At 74.3% G+C, this 18,824-nt stretch carries 16 protein-coding genes; 4 read left to right on the top strand and 12 right to left on the bottom strand.

The window, feature by feature from the left end; translation table 11 throughout:
• Positions 1 to 31 precede the first annotated feature (31 nt).
• The gene (locus tag BX283_RS25545; RefSeq protein WP_101389828.1) at positions 32 to 310 is read right to left on the bottom strand and encodes a hypothetical protein; all 279 of its coding nucleotides are present in this window, start codon (positions 308 to 310) and stop codon (positions 32 to 34) included.
• Between the two features lie 3 nt (positions 311 to 313).
• Between BX283_RS25545 and BX283_RS40740 the strand changes: the two genes are divergently transcribed.
• On the top strand, positions 314 to 472 hold the full coding sequence (locus BX283_RS40740; protein ID WP_180357249.1) for a hypothetical protein: 159 nt from the start codon (positions 314 to 316) through the stop codon (positions 470 to 472).
• Between the two features lie 112 nt (positions 473 to 584).
• On the opposite strand, the gene BX283_RS25540 is transcribed toward BX283_RS40740, so the two are convergent.
• The 3 genes from BX283_RS25540 to BX283_RS25530 all read right to left on the bottom strand — a co-directional run bounded on the left by BX283_RS25540 (position 585) and on the right by BX283_RS25530 (position 3,128).
• Entirely contained in the window at positions 585 to 773 is a 189-nt protein-coding gene (locus BX283_RS25540; protein ID WP_101389827.1) for a hypothetical protein, read from the bottom strand.
• Positions 770 to 2,542 (bottom strand): hypothetical protein, encoded by a 1,773-nt coding sequence (locus tag BX283_RS42205; protein ID WP_101389826.1) that lies wholly within the window; start codon positions 2,540 to 2,542, stop codon positions 770 to 772. Before BX283_RS42205 ends, BX283_RS25540 begins: the two co-directional genes overlap by 4 nt.
• 61 nt (positions 2,543 to 2,603) lie before the next feature.
• A complete protein-coding gene (locus BX283_RS25530) occupies positions 2,604 to 3,128 on the bottom strand; it encodes a hypothetical protein (protein ID WP_101389825.1) in 525 nt (174 codons plus the stop codon).
• 158 nt (positions 3,129 to 3,286) lie between these two features.
• On the opposite strand from BX283_RS25530, the gene BX283_RS25525 reads away from it, so the two are divergent.
• Entirely contained in the window at positions 3,287 to 5,179 is a 1,893-nt protein-coding gene (locus BX283_RS25525) for a caspase family protein (RefSeq protein ID WP_101389824.1), read from the top strand.
• Here BX283_RS25525 and BX283_RS25520 read toward each other — a convergent pair.
• Genes BX283_RS25520 through BX283_RS25505 form a run of 4 tightly spaced genes read right to left on the bottom strand, consistent with a single transcriptional unit; the run spans position 5,160 to position 11,388 of the window.
• A complete protein-coding gene (locus BX283_RS25520; protein WP_101389823.1) occupies positions 5,160 to 8,948 on the bottom strand; it encodes a CHAT domain-containing protein in 3,789 nt (1,262 codons plus the stop codon). The genes BX283_RS25525 and BX283_RS25520 overlap by 20 nt on opposite strands.
• Positions 8,949 to 8,965: 17 nt before the next feature.
• Positions 8,966 to 9,619, bottom strand: coding sequence for an RES family NAD+ phosphorylase (locus BX283_RS25515; protein ID WP_101389822.1), 654 nt, complete (start codon positions 9,617 to 9,619; stop codon positions 8,966 to 8,968).
• Positions 9,620 to 9,622: 3 nt separating this feature from the next.
• A complete protein-coding gene (locus BX283_RS25510; RefSeq protein WP_101389821.1) occupies positions 9,623 to 10,285 on the bottom strand; it encodes a hypothetical protein in 663 nt (220 codons plus the stop codon).
• A complete protein-coding gene (locus BX283_RS25505) occupies positions 10,282 to 11,388 on the bottom strand; it encodes a hypothetical protein (protein WP_101389820.1) in 1,107 nt (368 codons plus the stop codon). The genes BX283_RS25510 and BX283_RS25505 overlap by 4 nt, the downstream gene beginning before the upstream one ends.
• A gap of 293 nt (positions 11,389 to 11,681) precedes the next feature.
• Between BX283_RS25505 and BX283_RS25500 the strand changes: the two genes are divergently transcribed.
• Complete coding sequence (locus tag BX283_RS25500; protein WP_101389819.1) at positions 11,682 to 13,037, top strand: M14 family metallopeptidase; 1,356 nt, start codon at positions 11,682 to 11,684, stop codon at positions 13,035 to 13,037.
• Between the two features lie 423 nt (positions 13,038 to 13,460).
• Here the strand turns inward: BX283_RS25500 and BX283_RS25495 are convergent, their stop codons facing one another.
• The 4 genes from BX283_RS25495 to BX283_RS25480 form a co-directional block, all read right to left on the bottom strand.
• Positions 13,461 to 14,918: a GntP family permease gene (locus BX283_RS25495; RefSeq protein ID WP_101389818.1), complete on the bottom strand. Its 1,458-nt coding sequence runs from the start codon at positions 14,916 to 14,918 to the stop codon at positions 13,461 to 13,463.
• A 118-nt stretch (positions 14,919 to 15,036) separates the two neighbouring features.
• A complete protein-coding gene (locus BX283_RS25490) occupies positions 15,037 to 15,459 on the bottom strand; it encodes a RidA family protein (RefSeq protein WP_101389817.1) in 423 nt (140 codons plus the stop codon).
• The gene (locus tag BX283_RS25485; RefSeq protein ID WP_101389816.1) at positions 15,456 to 16,220 is read right to left on the bottom strand and encodes an IclR family transcriptional regulator; all 765 of its coding nucleotides are present in this window, start codon (positions 16,218 to 16,220) and stop codon (positions 15,456 to 15,458) included. The genes BX283_RS25490 and BX283_RS25485 overlap by 4 nt, the downstream gene beginning before the upstream one ends.
• On the bottom strand, positions 16,217 to 17,323 hold the full coding sequence (locus BX283_RS25480) for a PfkB family carbohydrate kinase (RefSeq protein WP_257584372.1): 1,107 nt from the start codon (positions 17,321 to 17,323) through the stop codon (positions 16,217 to 16,219). Before BX283_RS25480 ends, BX283_RS25485 begins: the two co-directional genes overlap by 4 nt.
• 179 nt (positions 17,324 to 17,502) lie before the next feature.
• Between BX283_RS25480 and BX283_RS25475 the strand changes: the two genes are divergently transcribed.
• Positions 17,503 to 18,774 (top strand): amino acid deaminase, encoded by a 1,272-nt coding sequence (locus BX283_RS25475; protein WP_101389814.1) that lies wholly within the window; start codon positions 17,503 to 17,505, stop codon positions 18,772 to 18,774.
• The last annotated feature ends 50 nt before the right edge of the window (positions 18,775 to 18,824 follow it).

Raw genomic sequence — 18,824 nt, 5'->3', positions numbered from 1 at the left:
TATACGGAGGTCGGCGGGCGCCCGGACCGGATCAGTCCGTGACGATTCTGCGGCGCGGTGTCGCCGTCGGGTCGTACGCCCAGGGCTGCGGGGCCTCGGCCGTGCCGGGCGCGGCGCCGCCCGTCAGCGGGTTGTCGCGCAGGGTGCGGCGCCTCGCCTCGATCCAGCGCGGGTCCGCCCCGGTGCGCCCGAGGCGGTCGAGCTGGCTCTCCAACTGCCGCTGGAGGTCCGCGATCTGGCCGTCCACGAGCGTGAGGAGCCGGGTGCGCAGCTCGGGCGTGAGCGAGGGGTGCCCGGCCAGGGAGCGCACCGCGTGCAGCCCGAGCGGGCCTGGACGAGGGCGCGGGCGGCCGCGAACTCGTCCTGCTCGGCGTTGAGCGCCCGGGTCAGGTCGTCAGCCCAGCCCTGGAGCCGGGTGGAGAGCGCCCGGGTGAGCTGGTCGGTGAGCCGCACCCAGGTGTCCTGGTGGTAGTCGCCCCGCTCCAGGGCGGGCAGCCCGCACCCGTCGACCTGCTCGCCGCGCGACCAGCGGGCGAGGTGGTCCGTCCACGTCTGGTAGTTGCCGCCGTGCCCCCACATCGCGCTCACAGCCCTCCGGGGTCGCGGCGGCGGCGTACCAGCGTCTCGCCGGGCGGCAGCGGGGACCAGTCGGGCAGGCCCTCGACGACCCGGCGCAGCCGGGTGGTGACGCGCTCGCCGGGTTTGGCGGCGGTGGCCGCCCACGGCGAGGGCGCGGGGCGGTCCGGCGGCGGGGGCTGGTGGGGGACGGTCATGCGTGGCTGCCTTCCGTGCGGACGGTACGGCCGTCGAAGGGGGAGGCGCCGTCGAGGGCGGCCCCCAGCGAGTCGATCAGTTCGCGCAGCTGCGGCTCCACGGCGTCGGCGGCGCGGTAGGACTCGTACCAGTCGGTCAACTCGGCCGATCCGGCCCGCAGTTGGTGCAGTGCGTCGCGTCTGGACTGGTCGAGGACGGTCTTCGCGGCCTGTTCGACCTTGCGGGCGGCGCTCAGCCCCTGGTGGATCACCAGCCCCCAGACGGCGGCGGTGACCGCCATGACCGTGAGCGTGACGCCCGCGCTGATCCCGAAGCCGATCACCAGGATCCCCAGCAGCACCAGGGCCGGCGGGGTCGCCTTGCGGGCCAGCGGATAGGCGAAGGAGGCGAGGAACGTGCGCGCGTGGGTGTCCCAGTGCGCGGCGAGCTGCTGTTCGAGGCCCGGCAGCGGCTGGGTGTACGAGCCGGTCCACGGCGGGAGCTGGAAGGTGCGCCCGGCGATCGGGTACGCGCCGCCGAACCTCGCCTGCACGTCCTGCGGCACGGCTCCCCGGTAGTCCGCCGAGAACTGCTGGTGGGCGTGGCGGAACCAGTCCCGGCAGGCGGCGACCGCGAGCCGCTGGGTGGCGACCGAGGTGCCGATGGCCTCCGGGCTGAGCGCGGCCGTGGTCTGCACGGTCAGATAGTCGAGCGTCTCCTCGTACGCGGCGGAGTCCGTGTCGACGGCGCCCCTGGCGGCGGTGAGGTCGCCGCCGTGGTCGATGACGGCGTGGTTGAAGGCGAGGTCGCGCCGCAGCGGCAGCTCCTCGTTGTCGTACTCGGACACGAGCCGGTCGAGGATGTCGTCGACGGCGTCCTCGATCCGGTCCGAGGTGGTGAACTCCCTCCCCAGGAGCGCCCGGTACTTGTCGTGCGCCACCCGCTGCACCCGGGCCGACGACAGCACGCCCGCGAGCTGGGGGCCCTGCGGGGAGACCTGGGCGAGCACCGGGTACTCGCCCTGCGGGGCGGCCGGGCGCAGCGAGTCGAGCTCGGCGCGCCAGCGGGTGATCTGGGCCCGCTGCGCCGCGTCGTCGTTCAGCATCGTCTCGCGCCAGCCGTCGAGCGTGTCGCGCAGCAGCTCGCGGCCCGCCGCGCCGAACGCGCCCTGCGAGATGGACTCCAGGATGACGGCGAACTCCCGGCCGAGGTGCGCCGGGTCCTGGGCGAGCAGATAGTGGCGCAGCCAGCGCACCGACTCCTCCCGGCGGTTCTGGCGGCGCAGCACCAGGGCGAAGAAGAGCGAGGTGCGGTGGGCGGAGCGGCGGAACGCCTCCTCCACGGCGCGCCCGCACATCCCCGGCTCGTCGGCCGACCAGGCCGCCAGCGCGACCAGGGCCGGGGCGAGCCAGTACCGGGGCGTCTGGATCATCAGCTGCTCGCTGACCGCGCGCACGGTCTCCTCGGAGACCAGGCCCACGTCGAACGCCTGGAGCATGCCGACGGCGGTGCGGCGCACCACCTTGTGGTGCCCGAACTCGTGGTCGACCTGGTCCTGGATGACGCCGACGCGGGTCTCCGCGCGCTGGACGTTCGCGGTGAGCTGGGCCTGCTGGACGAAGGCGCGGAACTCGTCGCGCAGCTCCTGGAGTTCGGTGCGGGTGAGCTGCTGGTTGGCGTCGACGGCGGCCACCTGGCCGCCCACGGCTCCCACCTGCTCGCTGAGCCGGACGACGAGGCCGCTGACTTCCTGCACCTTCCTGTGCAGGGAGTAGTCGACGTCAGCCATGCGGTGTCTCCGATCGGGGTGCGTCAGATGTACGTGTACGGGTGCGCGTCCGCGGGGGTGCTCACGGGTGGACGACCGAGCCGTCCGGCAGCACGGGCAGCACGAGCCCGTCGCCGTACACCTCGACACAGAGGTACGAGCCGGAGCGGGCCAGCATCCGGCCCGCCGAGAAGGGCTCGGGCATGGGCGTGCCGGGCGCGTAGTGCTCCACGATCGCCCCGGCGAGGTCGAGGATGTGGTCCACGAAGGGGGCGCCGAGGTAGCACTTGGTGACGAACCCGACGGGGATCGCGGTGTGCTGGACCTCGTACTCCTTGCGGATCCACTCCGCGAGCTGCCGGCGCGCGGCCTCGTCGACCTGCGCGTCCAGACGCGACAGCGCCTCCCGCAGCTCCGCCGAGCGCTTCCCGTACAGCGCGTGGCGCAGGGGCGGGACGGTGGCACCCCGGCGCTGCGAGGTCTGCTCCCGCGGCGCGGACTGCCACGGCTGGTGGGCGGTCCGCTCGGTCCCGGTCCGCCGGAGCGGCTGGACGGGCGAGGTCGCGGGCGGCTGCACCACGCGGCGGGGTCGTTCGATGGGTCCCATGGCTTCCCCCGAGATCATGGGTCGTGCGGGCGGACTCAGGCAGACTAGTGAGTCGGCGTCAATCGTGTGGACCGGAACGGGAATTGTCGCCTCGGCGCCCCGACCACGACCGTGGTACGACCTGTTTCCGGCCAGCTTCTGCTGCCAGACTCCCGCCCATGCGAATGATCTACGCCCTGCTCGTCGGCATCGACGCCTACCGCGGCGACCGGCACGCCCGCCTCTCGGGCTGTGTGAACGACGTCCTGGCGGCCCGGCGGGCCCTCGAACACCGCGTCGGCGACCGGCTGTCGGTGCGTACGCTGCTCGACGGCGAGGCCACCGCGGCGGCCGTGGAGTCCGCGCTCCGCGACCACCTCGGGCAGGCCGGGCCCGACGACACGGCGCTGCTGTGGTTCTCCGGGCACGGCACCGAACTCGTCCTGGGCACCGCCGAGGAGCTGGCCGTGGAGGCGACCGGCCGCAGCCAGGCGCTGGTGTGCGTGGACGGGCCGCTGCCCGACAAGCGCCTGGGCGCGCTCCTGGACGGGCTCGCGGCGGGCGGCGCGCATGTGGCGGCGGTGCTCGACTGCTGCTTCTCGGGCGGCGGCACCCGCGAGCACGGCGGCGGGACGGCCGCGCGCTTCACCCCGCCCGACCCGTCCTGGCTCCCGCCCGCCGCACCCCGGGACACCGGCGGCCCGCAGCGCGCGCCAGGCCATGTGCTCCTCGCGGCGAGCCGCCTCAACCAGCTGTCGTACGAGGCGGATTACGAGCCCGAGGACCCCGGCACGGGCGGCCCTCCCGTCCGGCGCGGGGTGTTCACCCACGCGCTCCTGGACGCCCTGCGCACGGCGGGCCCGGACGCCACCTACCGGGAGCTGCTCGCCGCCGCGCACGCCCGGGTGCGGCGCACCCGGTTCGCGCAGCACCCGGTGCTGTTCCCGGCCGACGCGGGCGGCCTCGCGGACACCCCGTTCCTGGGCGGTGCGCCGCGTACGCCGAGCCCGCACCTGCTGCGGTTCGGGGCGGACGGCTGGGAGGTGGACTGCGGGCGGGTCCACGGGCTGCCCGGCGGCCTGAGCACCGAGTTCACGGCGACCGGGCCGGACGGTGGCGTGCTGATGGCCCGTGCCGTCCTGGCGGACCGCACGCTGGTGGACCCCGACGGGTGGGCGCCGCAGGCTCAGCGGGTGCATCCGGTGGCGCTGAGCGCGACGCCGCTGGCGTCGGCCGCCGTGACGGTCGACGGGCCGGAAGGTTTCACCAAGTCGCTCGCCGATCACCTCACTTCACCGCTCGTACGTCTGGTGACGGGCCCGGAGGCCGAGTCCGCCGGGCTGCTGCTGCGGGTCGAGGCGCACGGCGACGGGCAGGTGCGGGTGCTGCGGCGCGACGGCTCGCCGTTCGTGGCGCCGCTGCCGCTGTACGACCCGGCGGACACCGCCCGGGTCGCCGACTGCCTCACGCACCTGGCCCACTGGCACGGTATCCGCGACCTGGAGGCGCGCACCTCGCCGCTGCGCGGGCACATACGGGTGGAGGTCGTGCCGTGGGGCGCCGAGGAGCCGCTGGCGCCGGACGGGAACGGCGAGATCGTCCGCGCCTACGACGGGCCGCGCGAGCCGTGGGTCTCCATCCGGCTGCGCAACGCGGGCGACCGCCCACTGTGGTGCGTCCTGCTCGACCTGAACGACCGGTACGCCGTCAACTCGTCCCTGTTCCCGGGCCACTTCATCGCCCCGGGCCACACCGGGTACGCCCTCGACGGCCGGCCCGTGCAGCTGAGCCTGCCCGCGACCCGGGCGCCGCGCCCGGGGGCGTACGCGCGCGACTGGCTCAAGCTGATCGTGGCCGAGGGCGAGCTGAACACGGTGCCGTTCCGGCTGGGGGCGTGGGATCCGTACGGGCCCGGGGCGCGCGGCGGCGCCGCCCCGGACGGGGTGTTGCGGCTGGCCGGACCCGGGCGCCGGGACGTCGGCGCGGCCCCGGCGGCCGGGCCCGGTCAGTGGGCGACGCGGACGGTCGCGCTGCGGACGGTGGTGCCGGGGGTCACTGGCCCAGGTGGGTGAAGCCCGCCCAGGCGCTGAGGTCCGCCGGGTCGATGGCGGTGGCCCGGGCCGCGAGCACCGGCGGCAGCTCGGGCGGCAGCTCGCGCGCCGGGTCCAGCATCCACAACTGGGCGCGGCGCAGGGCCCGTACGGGCGGCTCGTCCTCGCGGCGCAGGAAGTAGTGGGTCATGAACATCAGCACGGAGGTGGCGTCGTCCGGGACCGGCCAGAGCGAGCCGACGACCGAGCGGGCGCCCGCCACCAGGAAGGCGGCGGCCAGGCTGTAGGCCTCGTTGTGGCCGCGCCCGGAGACATGGCTGCGGCAGGCGGCGAGCACCACGAGGCCGAGCCGGCCGCGCAGGGCGCCGGTGAGCCGCTCGGCGGCCAGCTCGCCGCCCTTGAGGGAGAGGTAGGCGCTGCTGCTCCGGCTCTCCTCGACGGCGGCGTGGCACGCCAGGTGCAGCACGGCCCCGCCGTCGCCGCCCTCGCGCAGCCAGTGCGCGACCTCGTCCGGGGTGCCGTCACCGGTGCGCAGCCCGAGGAAGCGCGCGCCCGGGTAGAACGCCCGGCACACCGCGTCGGCCTCCTCGCCCGCGTACCGCAGGTCGCCGGTGGGGTTGCCCACCACCAGGGCCGAGCCGGTGTGCGGGGTGCGGGGGCGGGCGGCGACCTCGCAGAGCAGCCGGGCCGAGGCGGCGTAGGAGATCTCCGCCTCCTCGATGGCGTGCCGCCGCGCCCCGTCGCCGTCGGGCGCCCACGCCGCGTGCCAGGGCACCAGGCCGAGCGCCCCCATCGGGACGAGGACGAGCCGGGGCACGCGGCCGGGTTTGTCGGGCACCACGAAGAGGTCGAAGAGCGGGCGCACGGCGGCGTACCAGGCCCAGGAGCAGAGCCGGTCGAGCTGGTCGCGCAGGGGCCGCGCGGGTGCGGCCGCGCCCCAGCCCGGCACCGGCCCGAGGTCGCGCCCGGCGGCCCGGGCCAGCGGCTCGTACTCCCGCAGCGGCCCGGCGTCCTCGGTGAGCCGGGGCAGCGGCACGTGGTGCACGTCGCCGCGCGAGGTGACCAGGACGGCGACTCCCCCGCCGTCCTCCGACTTGGGCACCAGATAGACCAGGGCGTCCTTGCCGAGCGCCTTCAGAGCGTCGCCGATCTCGCCGGGCGCGGGCGTGTCGAGGAGACGGGCGGCCCCCGCGCCCCCGGTGCCGGGCCCGCCCCGGCCCTCGCCGTCTGCCGTGGAGCCGTCCCCCGTGGAGCCCTCCCCCGTGGAGCCGTCCGCCGTGGAGCCGTCCGCCGTCAGTGCCGAGAGCGCCCGGCGGCGCAGGGCGCTCGGCACCAGGTCGGCGCTCGCGCCCGTGGCGCGCCACTCGCGGGCCAGCGCGTCGTGGCCGCCCTCCTCCAGGAGCTCGGGCACCGAGGACGCGGTGGTCGCGGCGTGCAGGACCAGGCCCCGGCAGGAGTCGAGGGCCTGCACGGCCTCCTCGGGCACCCCGTCCGCCAGGCACCACGCCGCCACTTCCAGGGACATGGCCGTGGCCGTACGCGCGGCCTCGGCGGCGTCGGCCGTGCCGGACTGGAGCAGGGCCGCCCAGGCGTGGCCGCGCAGCGCGTCCAGGCCGTAGCGGCGGCCCGCCGCGCGGTCCCCGGTCCGGCCGCGCGTGCGGTACGCCCGGCCGAGCGCGAGCGCCGCCTGCGCCCAGAGCCGGTGTCCGGGCCCGGCGGCCTGGCGGGTCGCCGCCTCCAGCAGGCCGATGCCCTTGGCGAGGAGCTCGGTGCGGCGGTACGGCAGCCGCTCCCCCGAAGCGAGCCCGCAGTACACGCTGCCCGCCGTGTGCGAGTAGCGCAGCCAGCTGTCGCTGCCCTCGTCGCTGAGTGCGAGCCCCTCCTCGATCAGCGCGAGCGCCTCCCGGATCCGCTCCACGTCCCCGGTGAGCCCGGCCCGGCGCGCCCGCGCGATGCCGCCGTCGCCGAGCACCCACGCCCGGTGGTCGCGGCTCAACCGGGCGGCGCCGCGACGCAGTTCGGCGGCGGTGGGCCGGCCGGCGAGCGGGGGCGCGGGCGGGGCGCCGAGCCGCTCGGCGAGTTCGTCGCGGGCCGAGCGGGCGTTCTCCAGCAACGTCCACAGCTCGATGCGGGAGGTGTCGTCCTCGGCGAGTGTGCCGATGGCCGCGTGGAGGGCCGCGATGTGCCCGTCCGTGGCGTCCAGATCGCCGCTGCGGGCCGCCTGCGCCGCGTCGTAGCCGGACTGCTGGGCGTCCATCAACCGCCGTGCGTACGGCGACAGTTCGGGGTTCTCGCGCAGCTGCCGCCACGCCTGCGCGCCCGCCGCCATGTCGTCGGCGGTGCCGCTCATCTGGCCCCGGTGCACGGTCGCCATCATCCGCACCAGGCCCAGGTCGGCGCCGATGCCGGGGCCCTCCTCGGCGCTGTCGAAGTGGGCGAGGACCTCGTCCAGGCGGGCTCCGGCCCCGGCCGCCAGCTCCTCGGTGAGCAGCGCGCCGCCCGCCACCGCGTGGGCCCGGCGCCGCCAGTCGGGGTCGTCGTCGGGGCCCGGCCGCAGCACGGCCCGGGTCAGCGCGTCCCGCTGCTCCTTGGTGACCTGGTCGCCGTGCGGGTCGAACATCGGCAGGTGCGCGAGGAGGGCGGCCGCGCCCCGGGTGTGCTCGACGCTGCCCGGCTCCAGCTCGCTCCACTTGGCGAAGACGTGGTCGAAGCCGTGCTTGGCGCGGTCCGGCGAGGCGGCGTCGTTGATCAGCGCGAAGTAGCCCTCGTCGCCGTAGTCCAGCTGGTAGGTGCCGTCCTGGACGCCGTCCATCATCGACCGGTAGACGCGCTGCACCTCCTCGAAGGAGACGTCCGGCCCGTCGCTGTCGTCTTCGAGCCCGTGCTCGGCGAGCATCTGGCGGGCCCAGCCGAGCATCAGGACGGCCATGTCCCGCAGCTCCTTCTCCGTGCCCTCCTCGCCGATCACCGCGCGGGCGGCGAGCACCACGTCGCGCAGCCGCCCGGGGTCGGGGTCGTCGCGGTAGCGGGCCTGCTGGGCCACGCAGAGCAGGGTCGCGGTGGCCGCGAGCCGCCCGTCCCGCTCCGGCTCCCACTCCAGCAGCCCGCGCCGCAGCAGCCGTACGCCACGGTCCTTGGCCGCCGCGTCCTGGCGGACGACGCCCCGCTCGTACAGCACCCGCCCGAAGAAGTCGAGGTACTGCGGCAGCAGCCGCTCCTCCACCCCCGGGTCGGCGGCGAGGAGGGTCCCCAGCTCGGCCTCGGCGGCGGCCGCCTGCGCCTCGTCCTGCCACATCGTCCAGATCAGCGCCCGGCACAACACCAGCTTGTACTGGGCGTCCTCCACCCAGTCCGGCCGCTCGCCGCCCGCCCGCCGCGCCTCGACGGCCGCCGTGTCGAACTCGGCGCGGGCCTCCTCCAGTTCGGCCCGGTTCCCGGTGGCGCGGCCGTGCACCATCAGCGAGACGGCCCGGCTGTAGCGCACCAGCGGGAGGTCGCTGTCGGGGTGGGCGGCGGCGAGCACGGCCGCGTAGTGCCGGGCGGAGAGCAGCAGGTCCTCGCCCTCGTCGGTGAGCAGCGCCCGCTGCTGGCAGAGGAACCCGAGCCCCTCGTGCAGTTCGGCGGCCTCGGGGGCGTCGTCCGCGAGCGCGTCTAGGGCGTCCTCGTGGTGGCGTACGGACGGGTCGAGCAGGGCGAGCCGCTCCTCGTCCGTACCGTCCGACTCGATGAACGCGGCGCGCTCGCCCCACAGTTCGTCCAGGATGTCGTTCAGCTCGTCGTTCTCGGGCACGCGGAGTCCGGATCTCATCAGGGCGCGAGGCGCGCGTGGTACGGCAGCAGGACGGAGTTCAGCCACTCCTCGCCCGCCGGGGTGGCGAACTCGACGGGGTCGTCGGCGGTGGCGGCGAGCGCGTCCGGCGGGCAGCGGTCGCCGAAGAGCACCACCGCCCGGTCGCCCGGCTCGCGCTTGGAGGCCCACAGGAAGCCCTGGGCCCACGGGTCGGTGTGGCGGCGGATCCAGTGCGCCCAGTCGCGGGTGTACGGATAGTCCCGCGACTCGGCCTGGACCAGCCAGCTGTCCTGGTGGACGGCGGCGAGCTCGTGCCCGGTCACCAGGGAGACCACGTCGAGCCCGGTGGTCAGCCGCAGCACGGTCAGCCGCCGCCCCGCCACCGCCACCCTGGGCACCAGCCGGGCGCCCCCGGCCGGGTCGAACGGCAGCGAGTGCAGCAGCGTCTCGCTCACCGCCGACTCGGGGCTGAGCCCGGCGTACAGATAGCCGTACGTGTCGCAGCCCGTCGAGTCGAACCGGCCTCCCCCGTAGAGGCAGTGCGCCGGAACGGGGTTGAAGCAGTGCCCGGCCCGGCGCGAGGCGTGCACCCGGTAGAGCACGGTCCCGGCCGTCAGGGTCACCTTGGCGGGGGTCTGGGCCATCGCTGCGGGCGGCTGGTAGTTGGGCACGGGCTACTCCCCCTCGACGAGGTGGCGGGCGGTCGCGGCGAGCCGCCGGTCGTCCGGGGTGCCGAGCAGCCGTACGGGGGCGGTGCCCAGCCAGGCGTTCTCGGACAGCCACCAGTCGGCGGCGCCCCAGGGGTCGGTGTCGGCCCGCAGCACCTCGTTGACCTCCAGGACGGCGAGCCGGGGCAGGGTGCCCTCGGAGAACTGGAAGGCGGGCAGCCGCAGCACCCCGCCCTCGCCGCGCAGCCGCACGAGCCCGGGTGCGTACGGGTCGCCGCCCGCGCGCAGCACGGTGTCGCCGTCCACCGCCGGGGCGGCGAGCAGCCGCTCCCGTACGGCGCCGAGCACCGGCCCGACCATCCGGTGCCCGTCGAGCAGCAGGACGGCGAGGTCCTCGGCGTGAAAGCCGAGATAGCCGGCGTCCGGTGCACCCGTGTCCGCCAGGAAGGCGGTGGGGGCGAACCGGCCGGGCCCGAACCGGTCCGGCAGCCGGGTGCGCAGCAGCTCCACGGCACGTTCGGCGATCCCGGCCGGGTCGGCCTCGAACCGGGCGGCGGCCCGCACGCGCGCGAGCAGCACGGTCAGCTCTTCCCGTACGCCCGCGTCGAGCCGGGGCCCCACGGTGTCCCACTCGGCGGCGGCCGCCGCCAGTACGGCATAGGGATTCACGCGATCTCCGCCCCCAGCAACTGCTCGATCAGATCGGCGCGTTCGGCGCGCCGCACCACGAAGTGGAGGTCCCAGCGGGCGCCCCGGGCGAGCTCCGCCTCGACGGCGGCCCACATGGCGGCGAGGCTGTCGGCCGGGGCGAGTCCGCCGCGCCCGGCGCCGAGCAGCGGCAGGCACAGGGAGGTGAGCGGCGGCCGGTGGCGCCCGGCCTCCTCGCCGAGCAGCGCGAAGGCGCGGGCCACGGCGCGGGTGACATCGGCGGGCAGCACGTCGTAGTCGTTGGTCCCGGCCCGGGGCACGGCGACGGCCGCGTGGTAGAGCCGCCGCACGCCCTGCCGCTCCAGGGCCCCCGCGCCGGTGACGGCGACCGTGCCGGGGGCGACGGCGCCGCCGGGTCTGCCGTGCCGGGCGACCCAGGCCCGTAACTCGTCGTGTATCCGGTCCTCGACGAGCCCGCCCGCCGGATCGCGCAGGGCGCCCGCGCGGCGCAGCGAGGCGGCGACGGAGGACTTGTAGGCCTCGGGCAGCGCGAAGTACGTGTTGGCGGGCGAGACCACCACGTCGACGTCGCGGAGCAGGTCGGCGGGGTGGACGTGCACGGTGATCCGCGCGGCCCTGACCCGCAGCCGCCGGTGCGCGGGGGCGAGGCGGGGCGCGGCGCGGCGGGTGCCGGGGAAGAGCACCACGGGGGCATCTCGTACGACCGTACGGCCCACCGGTGCCATGCGGATGATCTGTTCGGCGACCTCGCCGAGCACCATCAGCTCATGATGTTTGCGGAAGCGCTCGACGCTGATGCCGTACACCTGCGCGGCGCGCTTGCGGCGGTCGGCGGCCGGCCAGTCGCGGGTGCCCTGGGCGAGCCCGAGGCTGTACTCGGCGGCCTCCTGGAGCGTGCCGCCGCCGATGCGGGAGACCGCGAGCCGCAGCAGCCGCTCGACGGCGGGGAAGTGCGGTGCCCCTGGGGCCCCCGCCTCCAGGCCGTCCGCCACCGCGGCGAGCCCCGGTACCCGCAGCTCCCGCAGTCGGACGACCCCGGCCCGCCGCACTTCCCTCACCTCCGCGAGGACCGCCCCGTGGTCGGGCAGTTGAGTGTGCGGCATGGCGCAAAGAATCGCACCGCACGCGCAGGCATCACAACCCCGCTCCGGCCCTCGGGTTCCCATTGTCCGCCGGGGCCCGGTCGGACTCGGGTCGGCAGCAGGTCGCTTCCGGGTCGAAGTGGCCGCACCCAAAAGGCTCTTGACGAAATATCACCTACACCGGCCCGACCGAGGCGCAAGCCACCTTGACGCAGACATGCCACGAGCAGAAGCTCGGGAGGCGAGCCGAGAACGAACCCCCCAGCAACGTCGACATGAACACCCCCACCTCCTCCACATCCCCAGGAGAATTCATGCGACTCCGTACGCGCCCGCGTGCCGCCAGACGTTCGGCGGGCCTCGCGGCCCTCCTCGCGATGGCCCTGGCCGCACCCCTGACCTCCCACGCCACCGCGTCCCCCGCGCCCTCGCCCCGCGAACGCGCGGACGTGGCCGCCGACGAGGCCACCACCCAGTACGAGATCCACGGCCCGGCCACACCCGCCGCGCGCACCGCCATCGCCGCCACCGGGGTGGCCATCGACGAGGTGCGCGAGCACACCGTCGTGGTCAGCGCGGACGCGGCGCAGGCGAAGAACCTGCGCACGCTGGGCTACGCGCTCAAGGCACTGCCCGGCCCTCCGGCCCGTACGAACGGCGCGGCGGCCCAGCCCTTCGACTTCCCGCCGGCGGACTCGAACTACCACAACTACGCCGAGATGACGACGGAGATCGACCAGCGGCTCGCGGCCTACCCCTCGATCATGAGCAAGCGCGTGATCGGCAAGTCGTACCAGGGCCGGGACATCGTCGCGATCAAGGTGAGCGACAACGTGGCGACGGACGAGAACGAGCCGGAGGTGCTCTTCACCTTCCACCAGCACGCGCGCGAGCACCTGACGGTGGAGATGGCGCTGTACCTGCTGCGCGAGTTCGGGGCGGGCTACGGCAAGGACGCGCGGATCACCAACATGGTGAACAACCGCGAGATCTGGATCGTGCCGGACCTCAACCCGGACGGCGGCGAGTACGACATCGCGACCGGCTCCTACCGCTCGTGGCGCAAGAACCGCCAGCCCAACTCCGGTTCCTCGTACGTCGGTACGGACCTGAACCGCAACTGGAACTACAAGTGGGGCTGCTGCGGCGGCTCCTCCTCCAGCAGGAGCTCCGAGACGTACCGCGGCACGGCGCCCGAGTCCGCGCCCGAGGTGAAGGTCGTCTCCGACTTCGCCCGCAGCCGGGTGGTGGGCGGCAAGCAGCAGATCAAGGCGGGGATCGACTTCCACACGTACAGCGAGCTGGTGCTGTGGCCGTTCGGCTACACGTACAACGACACGGCAACGGGGCTGACGAAGGACGACCACGACGCGTTCGCCGCCGTGGGCGGGAAGATGGCGGCGTCCAACGGGTACACGCCGGAGCAGTCCAGCGACCTGTACATCACCGATGGCACGATCGACGACTTCCTGTGGGGGACGCAGAAGATCTTCGACTACACGTTCGAGATGTATCCCGGGGAGTCCGGGGCGGGGGGCGGGTTCTACCCGCCGGACGAGGTCATCGAGCGGGAGACGTCGCGGAACCGGGATGCGGTGTTGCAGTTGCTGGAGAACGCGGACTGCATGTACCGGTCGATCGGGAAGGAGTCGCAGTACTGCACGGGTTGATGGACGGGTTCATAGCCCCCACCCCACCCCTTCCCTGAACCCTCCGGGGGTGGGTGGGGGGTTGAGGTGGCTCTCCCGCCTCGCGGGGCCTGCGGCCCCTGCACCCCGCTTCGTTCGTCTGCGGACCGTGCTGAGTTGCTCGCGCAGTTCCCCGCGCCCCTGAAAATGCCGCTCCGCGGCATGCCCTGGTTGCTCGCGCCGCCGCACATGTCACAGCCCCACGGCCCCTAAAGGTGCGCCCCGCAGGGGCGCATTTAGGGGCGCGGGGAACTGCGCGACCAGCCATCTACGGTCCGCAGACGAACAGGCTCCGGGGCGCAGGGGGGGCGGAGCCCCCGCCTCGGGGTCCGGGGGCTCTGCCCCCGGGAAACCCACCCCGCCCCCTCCACCCCCGGAGGGTTTAGGGAAGGGGCGGGGTGGGGGCTAGATCAGCAGGGACAGCAGCGACGCCACCCCGAACCCCGCCACCGACAGCACCGACTCCAGCACCGTCCACGACCGCAACGTATCCCGCTCCGAAATCCCGAAGTACTTCGACACCATCCAGAACCCCCCGTCATTGACGTGCGACGCGAAGATCGAACCCGCCGAGATCGCCATGATGATCAGGGCCAGGTGCGCCTGGGAGTAGGAGCCGCCCTCGACCAGCGGCACCACGATCCCCGCCGTCGTGACGATCGCGACCGTCGCCGAGCCCTGGGCCACCCGCAGCGCCACCGAGATCAGCCAGGCCAGCACGATCACGGGGAGGCCGACGTCGTGGAAGGTCCTCGCCAGCGCGTCCGCGATCCCGGACGCCTTCAGGACCGCGCCGAAGACCCCGCCCGCACCCACCACCAGCAGAATGTTGCCGACCGGCTTGAGCGACGCCGTCGACACCGTCTCCAGGGACTCGCGGGACCACCCGCGCCGTATGCCCAGCAGGTAGTACGCGAGCACCAGCGCGATCGTCAGCGCCACGAACGGGTTGCCGAAGAACTCGATGACCGAGCGGCCGCGAGAAGGGTCCAGGGCGATCGAGGAGAACGTGGCCGCCAGGATCAGGAGCAGCGGCGTGCCGATGACCGCCAGCACCGTGGCCAGCGAGACCGGCCGCTCCCGCTGCTCCGCCGCCACCCCTGCCCGCGCCTCCTGGGCCGCCTCCACCATGTCCTGCGGCACCTCCACGAAGATCCGCTCTCCGATCCACGCGGCGTACGCCCACGCCGCCGCCACCGACGGGAGGCCGACCACCGCGCCCATCAGGATCACCCAGCCGAGCGAGACGTGGAACAGCCCGGCGGCCGCCACCGGGCCGGGGTGCGGCGGCAGGAAGGCGTGCGTCATGGACAGGCCCGCGAGCAGCGGCATGGCGTAGAGCAGGATCGACTTGCCGGACCGCTTGGCGGCCGCGTACACGATCGGCGCCAGGACGAAGATGCCGACGTCGAAGAAGACCGGGATGCCGAAGACCAGACCGGTCAGGCCCATGGCGAGCGGGGCGCGGCGTTCCCCGAACAACGCGAGCAGCCGCGCGCTCAACACCTCGGCGCCGCCGCTGACTTCGAGGATCGCGCCCAGCATCGTCCCGAGCCCGATGATGATCGCCACATGCCCGAGGATGCCGCCCATGCCGGACTCGACCGTCGAGACGGCGGCGGACTTCTGGACCGTGCCGAAGAGCTCCGTCACGGAGAGACCGGCCCCGAGGCCGACGGCTATGGAGACGGCGAGCAGCGCCACGAACGGCTGGAGCCTGACCTTGATGATCAGGTGGAGGAGGAGGGCGATGCCCAGGGCGGCGACGGTCAGCAGACCGGTCGTACCGCCGATGAGGGGGAGGATCCCGCCGGTGTGCGGCGGAGGCGGCGGGGGCGCGGTGGCGGCGAGCGGGTACGACATACGGAAACTCCCAGGGCTGGCAGGGCTGTTCCAGGGCGTGGGGGACCGCGGGGCGGCGCCCCGGCGGTCCGGGGCGCCGCTCCGTGCGGCCTGTGGAGCGGTCGTACTAAGGGCAAGATCAGGCGTCCAGAACGGCCAGCGCGTCGATCTCGATGAGCAGGCCCTTCGGCAGGCCCACGTACACCGTCGTACGCGCCGAGGCGGGCGCCTTCAGGCCCTGCTCCTCGAAGTACGCGTTGTAGATCTCGTTCATCTCGGCGAAGTGGTCGACGTCGGTGAGGTAGACGCGCATCATCATCACGTCGTCCCAGGTGGCGCCGCCCTCCTCCAGGATCGCCTTGACGTTGGCGAAGGTCTGGAGGGTCTGCGCGCGCAGGGTCGGCCCGGCGGTCGTCGGCGGCTTGCCCTCCTCGGCGGGCAGGAACCCGACCTGTCCGGCGACCTGGAGGATGTTCCCCTTGCGCACGCCGTGCGAGAACCTGGCGGGCGGGGCGGTGTGCGTGGCGGGGGTGAGAGCGACCTTCTCGTTCTTCTCGGTCATGAACTGCCTTCCTGTTCGGGGATGGTGCCGGAGTACTCCCGGCTGATGGCGTCCGCGGTGCGGCGCACCTGCGGGAGGAGGCCGAGGAGTTCCTCGGCGGTGACGACGACGTTGGGGGCGGAGACGGACATGGCGGCGACGACGCGGCCGTCGGTGCCGCGCACCGGCGCGCCCACGCAGTTGATGGACTCCTCGTGGCCGCCGAGGTCGGTGGCCCAGCCCTGTTCGCGTACGGCCGCGAGCTCCTTCAGGAACGCGGCGGCGTTCGGTGTCGAACGGGACGTGTACATCGGGTAGTCGAGCTTGTCGGCGACCGCGCGGCGCTCGGCGTCGGGCAGGTCGGCGAGGAGCAGCTTGGCGACGGCGGCGACGGTGATGGCGACGGGCTTGCCGACGCGCGAGTACATCCGCACCGGGTAGCGGCTCTCCACCTTGTCGATGTACAGCACCTCGCCGTCCTCGTACACGGCGAGGTGGACGGTGTGTCCGATCCGCTCGTTGAGCGCGACGAGGTGCGGGTGCGCGATCTCCCGTACGTCGAGGTTCTCGACGGCCTCCTGGGCGAGCGCGAAGAGGCGGGCGCCGAGGCGGTAGCGCTGGTCCTCCTGGCGGTAGACGAGCCCGTGCTCGTGCAGGGTGCGCAGCAGCCGCAGCGCGGTCGACTTGTGCACCCCGAGCCGCTCGGCGACCTGCCCGAGGTCGGCGGGGCCCTGCGCCAGCAGCGGCAGGATGCTCAGCGCCCGGTCGACGGTCTGGCTCATGACGTACGTACCTCCTGCTCCTCCCCCGTCCACCCGGGGCCGAGACGAAGTCTCCCCCAGGCGTCGTCGTCCAGGGCGGCAAGCCGGTCGGCGTGCGCGCGGGGCGGCGGGGCCGCGTGGTCGGCGGGGACGGTGAGCGCGGCGGCGGCGAACAGGTGCCCGTGCCGGGCCCGTTCCCGTACGGGGAGCCCGCGCAGGGTGCCGTGCAGGAACCCGGCGGCGAAGGCGTCCCCGGCACCGACGGTGGCGACGACGTCCACGCGGGGTGCGGGGACCGCGGTGCCGTTCGGCTGCGGACCGTGGTGGGTTGCTCGCGCAGTTCCCCGCGCCCCTGGGCACCTGGGGGCGCGGGGAACTGCGCGACCAGCCACAGACGGCCCGCAGTCGACTGGCGACCGCCGGAGGCTTTCGGGAAGGGGCGGGGTGGGGGCTTCGAACACGGTCACCCCCGCGGCGCCCCGCTTCACCACCAGCACCCCCACCTCCGGCAACGCCTCACGGATCGCCAAAGCCCCCCGCACCCCCCATGCCTCCTCCGCCTCGTCCTCCCCCACGAACACCACGTCCGCCCCCCGGGCGAGTTCGAGCAGTACACGCGGGCCCGTCGCCCCGTGCCACAGGCCGGCGCGGTGGTTGACGTCGAAGGAGAGCAGGGGGCGGCCGGGGCGGCGGGCGGTCAGTTCGCGGGTCAGGTTGAGGCAGTCTGCGGACAGCGCCGCCGTGATCCCGGAAAGATGCAGCACCCGCCCCGCCCACACCTCACCGAACGGCACGTTCGCCACCGACATGGCGGAGGCGGCCGACCCGGCCCGGTAGTACGCGACCTCGTGCGTCCCGGCGGCCCGGTCGTCGGCGGTGCGGAAGTACACGCCGGTGGGGCGGCCGGGGTCGCGCCGCACCCCGGACGTGTCCACCCCGTAGGCGCCCACCGCCTCGACCAGGTGGTCCCCGAAGCCGTCCGCCCCCACCCGGCTGACCCACTTCACGGTGTGCCCGGCGGCCGCCAGCGCGCACGCCACGTTGGACTCGGCGCCGCCGGTCCCCCGCTCGAAGGACGGCACGTCGGCGAGGCGCCCGGGGCGGGACGGCAGGAAGGCGACCATGGACTCCCCGAGACAGACGACATCCACATCCACATCCACGTCCGCATCCACCAGCGCCCACACTCCCCGCACCTCGACCCGGCGCACCATTGACCCGGCGTTGGCCCGGATGTTAGACAGCAGTAAGCGATACACGCAACGGGCGTTGCACACAGTGCAACGCGGCACCGGAGGCTTCCATGGGGTTCCTGGCAGGACTGGCCGAAGAGCGCGTCGACCACCGCTTCAAGGGGCTTCCCCCGGACGCCGACGGGCTGACCGTCGGCGAACTGGCGGCCCAGCGCCGGAACCTGTTCACGGACGGCTTCACCACCCCCGTCCTCGCCCTCTCCGCCGAGCGCCTGGAGCACAACCTCGCGCTGATGGAGACGTACGCGACCCGGCACGGCCTCGCCTTCGCCCCGCACGGCAAGACCACGATGGCCCCCGAGCTGTTCGCCCGCCAGCTCGACCACGGCGCCTGGGGCATCACGCTCGCCGTGCCCCACCAGGTGCGCGTGGCCCGTGCGTTCGGCATCCGGCGGATCTTCCTCGCCAACGAGCTGGTGGACGCGGCGGCCCTGAAGTGGATCGCCGCCGAGCTGACGCGGGACGCCGAGTTCCAGCTCATCTGCTACGTGGACTCGGTGCGCGGGGTCGAGCTGATGGACGCGGCGCTGGCCGGCGCGGCCCGCCCGGTGGATGTCGTCGTCGAGCTGGGCGCGGGCGAGGGCGCCCGCACCGGCGCGCGGACCGAGGCCGAGTGCACGGCGGTCGCCGACGCGGTGGCCGCGACCCGCACCCTGCGTCTGGTGGGTGTGGCGGGTTACGAGGCCGAGGTCCCCGGGGCCACCCCGGAGCGGGTCGCGGCCTGGCTGCGCAGGCTGACCGCGCTGGCCTCGGAGTTCGACAAGGCGGGCCGCTTCTCGGGGACGGGACTCGACGAGATCGTGGTCAGCGCGGGCGGCAGCGCCTGGTTCGACGCGGTGGCCGACACCTTCGCCGAGATCCCCGAACTGTCCCTCCCCGTACTGAAGTTGCTGCGCTCGGGGGCGTACGTCTCGCACGACGACGGCCAGTACCGGCGGCTCACACCCTTCAACCGCATCCCCGAAGAGGGCGCCCTGCACCCCGCCTTCCGCCTGTGGGCCCAGGTCGTCTCCCGGCCCGGCCCCGACCAGGCGTTCGTGAACGCGGGCAAGCGGGACGCGGCGTACGACCTCGACCTTCCCGAGGCGCAGGTGGTGCGCGGGGCGCGGGACGGCGTCGAGCGCCCGGCGACCGGCATCGAGGTCACCGCCCTCTCCGACCAGCACGCCTGGCTGCGCACGGCCCCGGGCGTGGACCTGGAGGTCGGCGACTGGGTGGGCCTGGGCCTGTCCCACCCGTGCACCAGCTTCGACAAGTGGCCCCTGATCCCGCTGGTGGAGGCGGACGGAACGGTGACGGACTACGTGCGGACGTACTTCTGAGCGTTTTCGACTGCGGGCCGTGGTGGGTTCTCGCGCAGTCCCCCGCGCCC

This window comes from Streptomyces sp. TLI_146, from assembly GCF_002846415.1.
Classification (GTDB): domain Bacteria; phylum Actinomycetota; class Actinomycetes; order Streptomycetales; family Streptomycetaceae; genus Streptomyces.
Note: the sequence above shows the minus strand (reverse complement) of the source record. Positions and strands in the feature narration are given on the sequence as shown.

Bases quoted from the DNA above. Each gene is read 5' to 3' on its own strand.
- BX283_RS25540 (WP_101389827.1), bottom strand. From the start codon at position 773: ATGACCGTCCCCCACCAGCCCCCGCCGCCGGACCGCCCCGCGCCCTCG.
- BX283_RS42205 (WP_101389826.1), bottom strand. From the start codon at position 2,542: ATGGCTGACGTCGACTACTCCCTGCACAGGAAGGTGCAGGAAGTCAGC.
- BX283_RS25530 (WP_101389825.1), bottom strand. From the start codon at position 3,128: ATGGGACCCATCGAACGACCCCGCCGCGTGGTGCAGCCGCCCGCGACC.
- BX283_RS25525 (WP_101389824.1), top strand. From the start codon at position 3,287: ATGCGAATGATCTACGCCCTGCTCGTCGGCATCGACGCCTACCGCGGC.
- BX283_RS25505 (WP_101389820.1), bottom strand. From the start codon at position 11,388: ATGCCGCACACTCAACTGCCCGACCACGGGGCGGTCCTCGCGGAGGTG.
- BX283_RS25500 (WP_101389819.1), top strand. From the start codon at position 11,682: ATGCGACTCCGTACGCGCCCGCGTGCCGCCAGACGTTCGGCGGGCCTC.
- BX283_RS25495 (WP_101389818.1), bottom strand. From the start codon at position 14,918: ATGTCGTACCCGCTCGCCGCCACCGCGCCCCCGCCGCCTCCGCCGCAC.
- BX283_RS25490 (WP_101389817.1), bottom strand. From the start codon at position 15,459: ATGACCGAGAAGAACGAGAAGGTCGCTCTCACCCCCGCCACGCACACC.
- BX283_RS25485 (WP_101389816.1), bottom strand. From the start codon at position 16,220: ATGAGCCAGACCGTCGACCGGGCGCTGAGCATCCTGCCGCTGCTGGCG.
- BX283_RS25480 (WP_257584372.1), bottom strand. From the start codon at position 17,323: ATGGTCGCCTTCCTGCCGTCCCGCCCCGGGCGCCTCGCCGACGTGCCG.
- BX283_RS25475 (WP_101389814.1), top strand. From the start codon at position 17,503: ATGGGGTTCCTGGCAGGACTGGCCGAAGAGCGCGTCGACCACCGCTTC.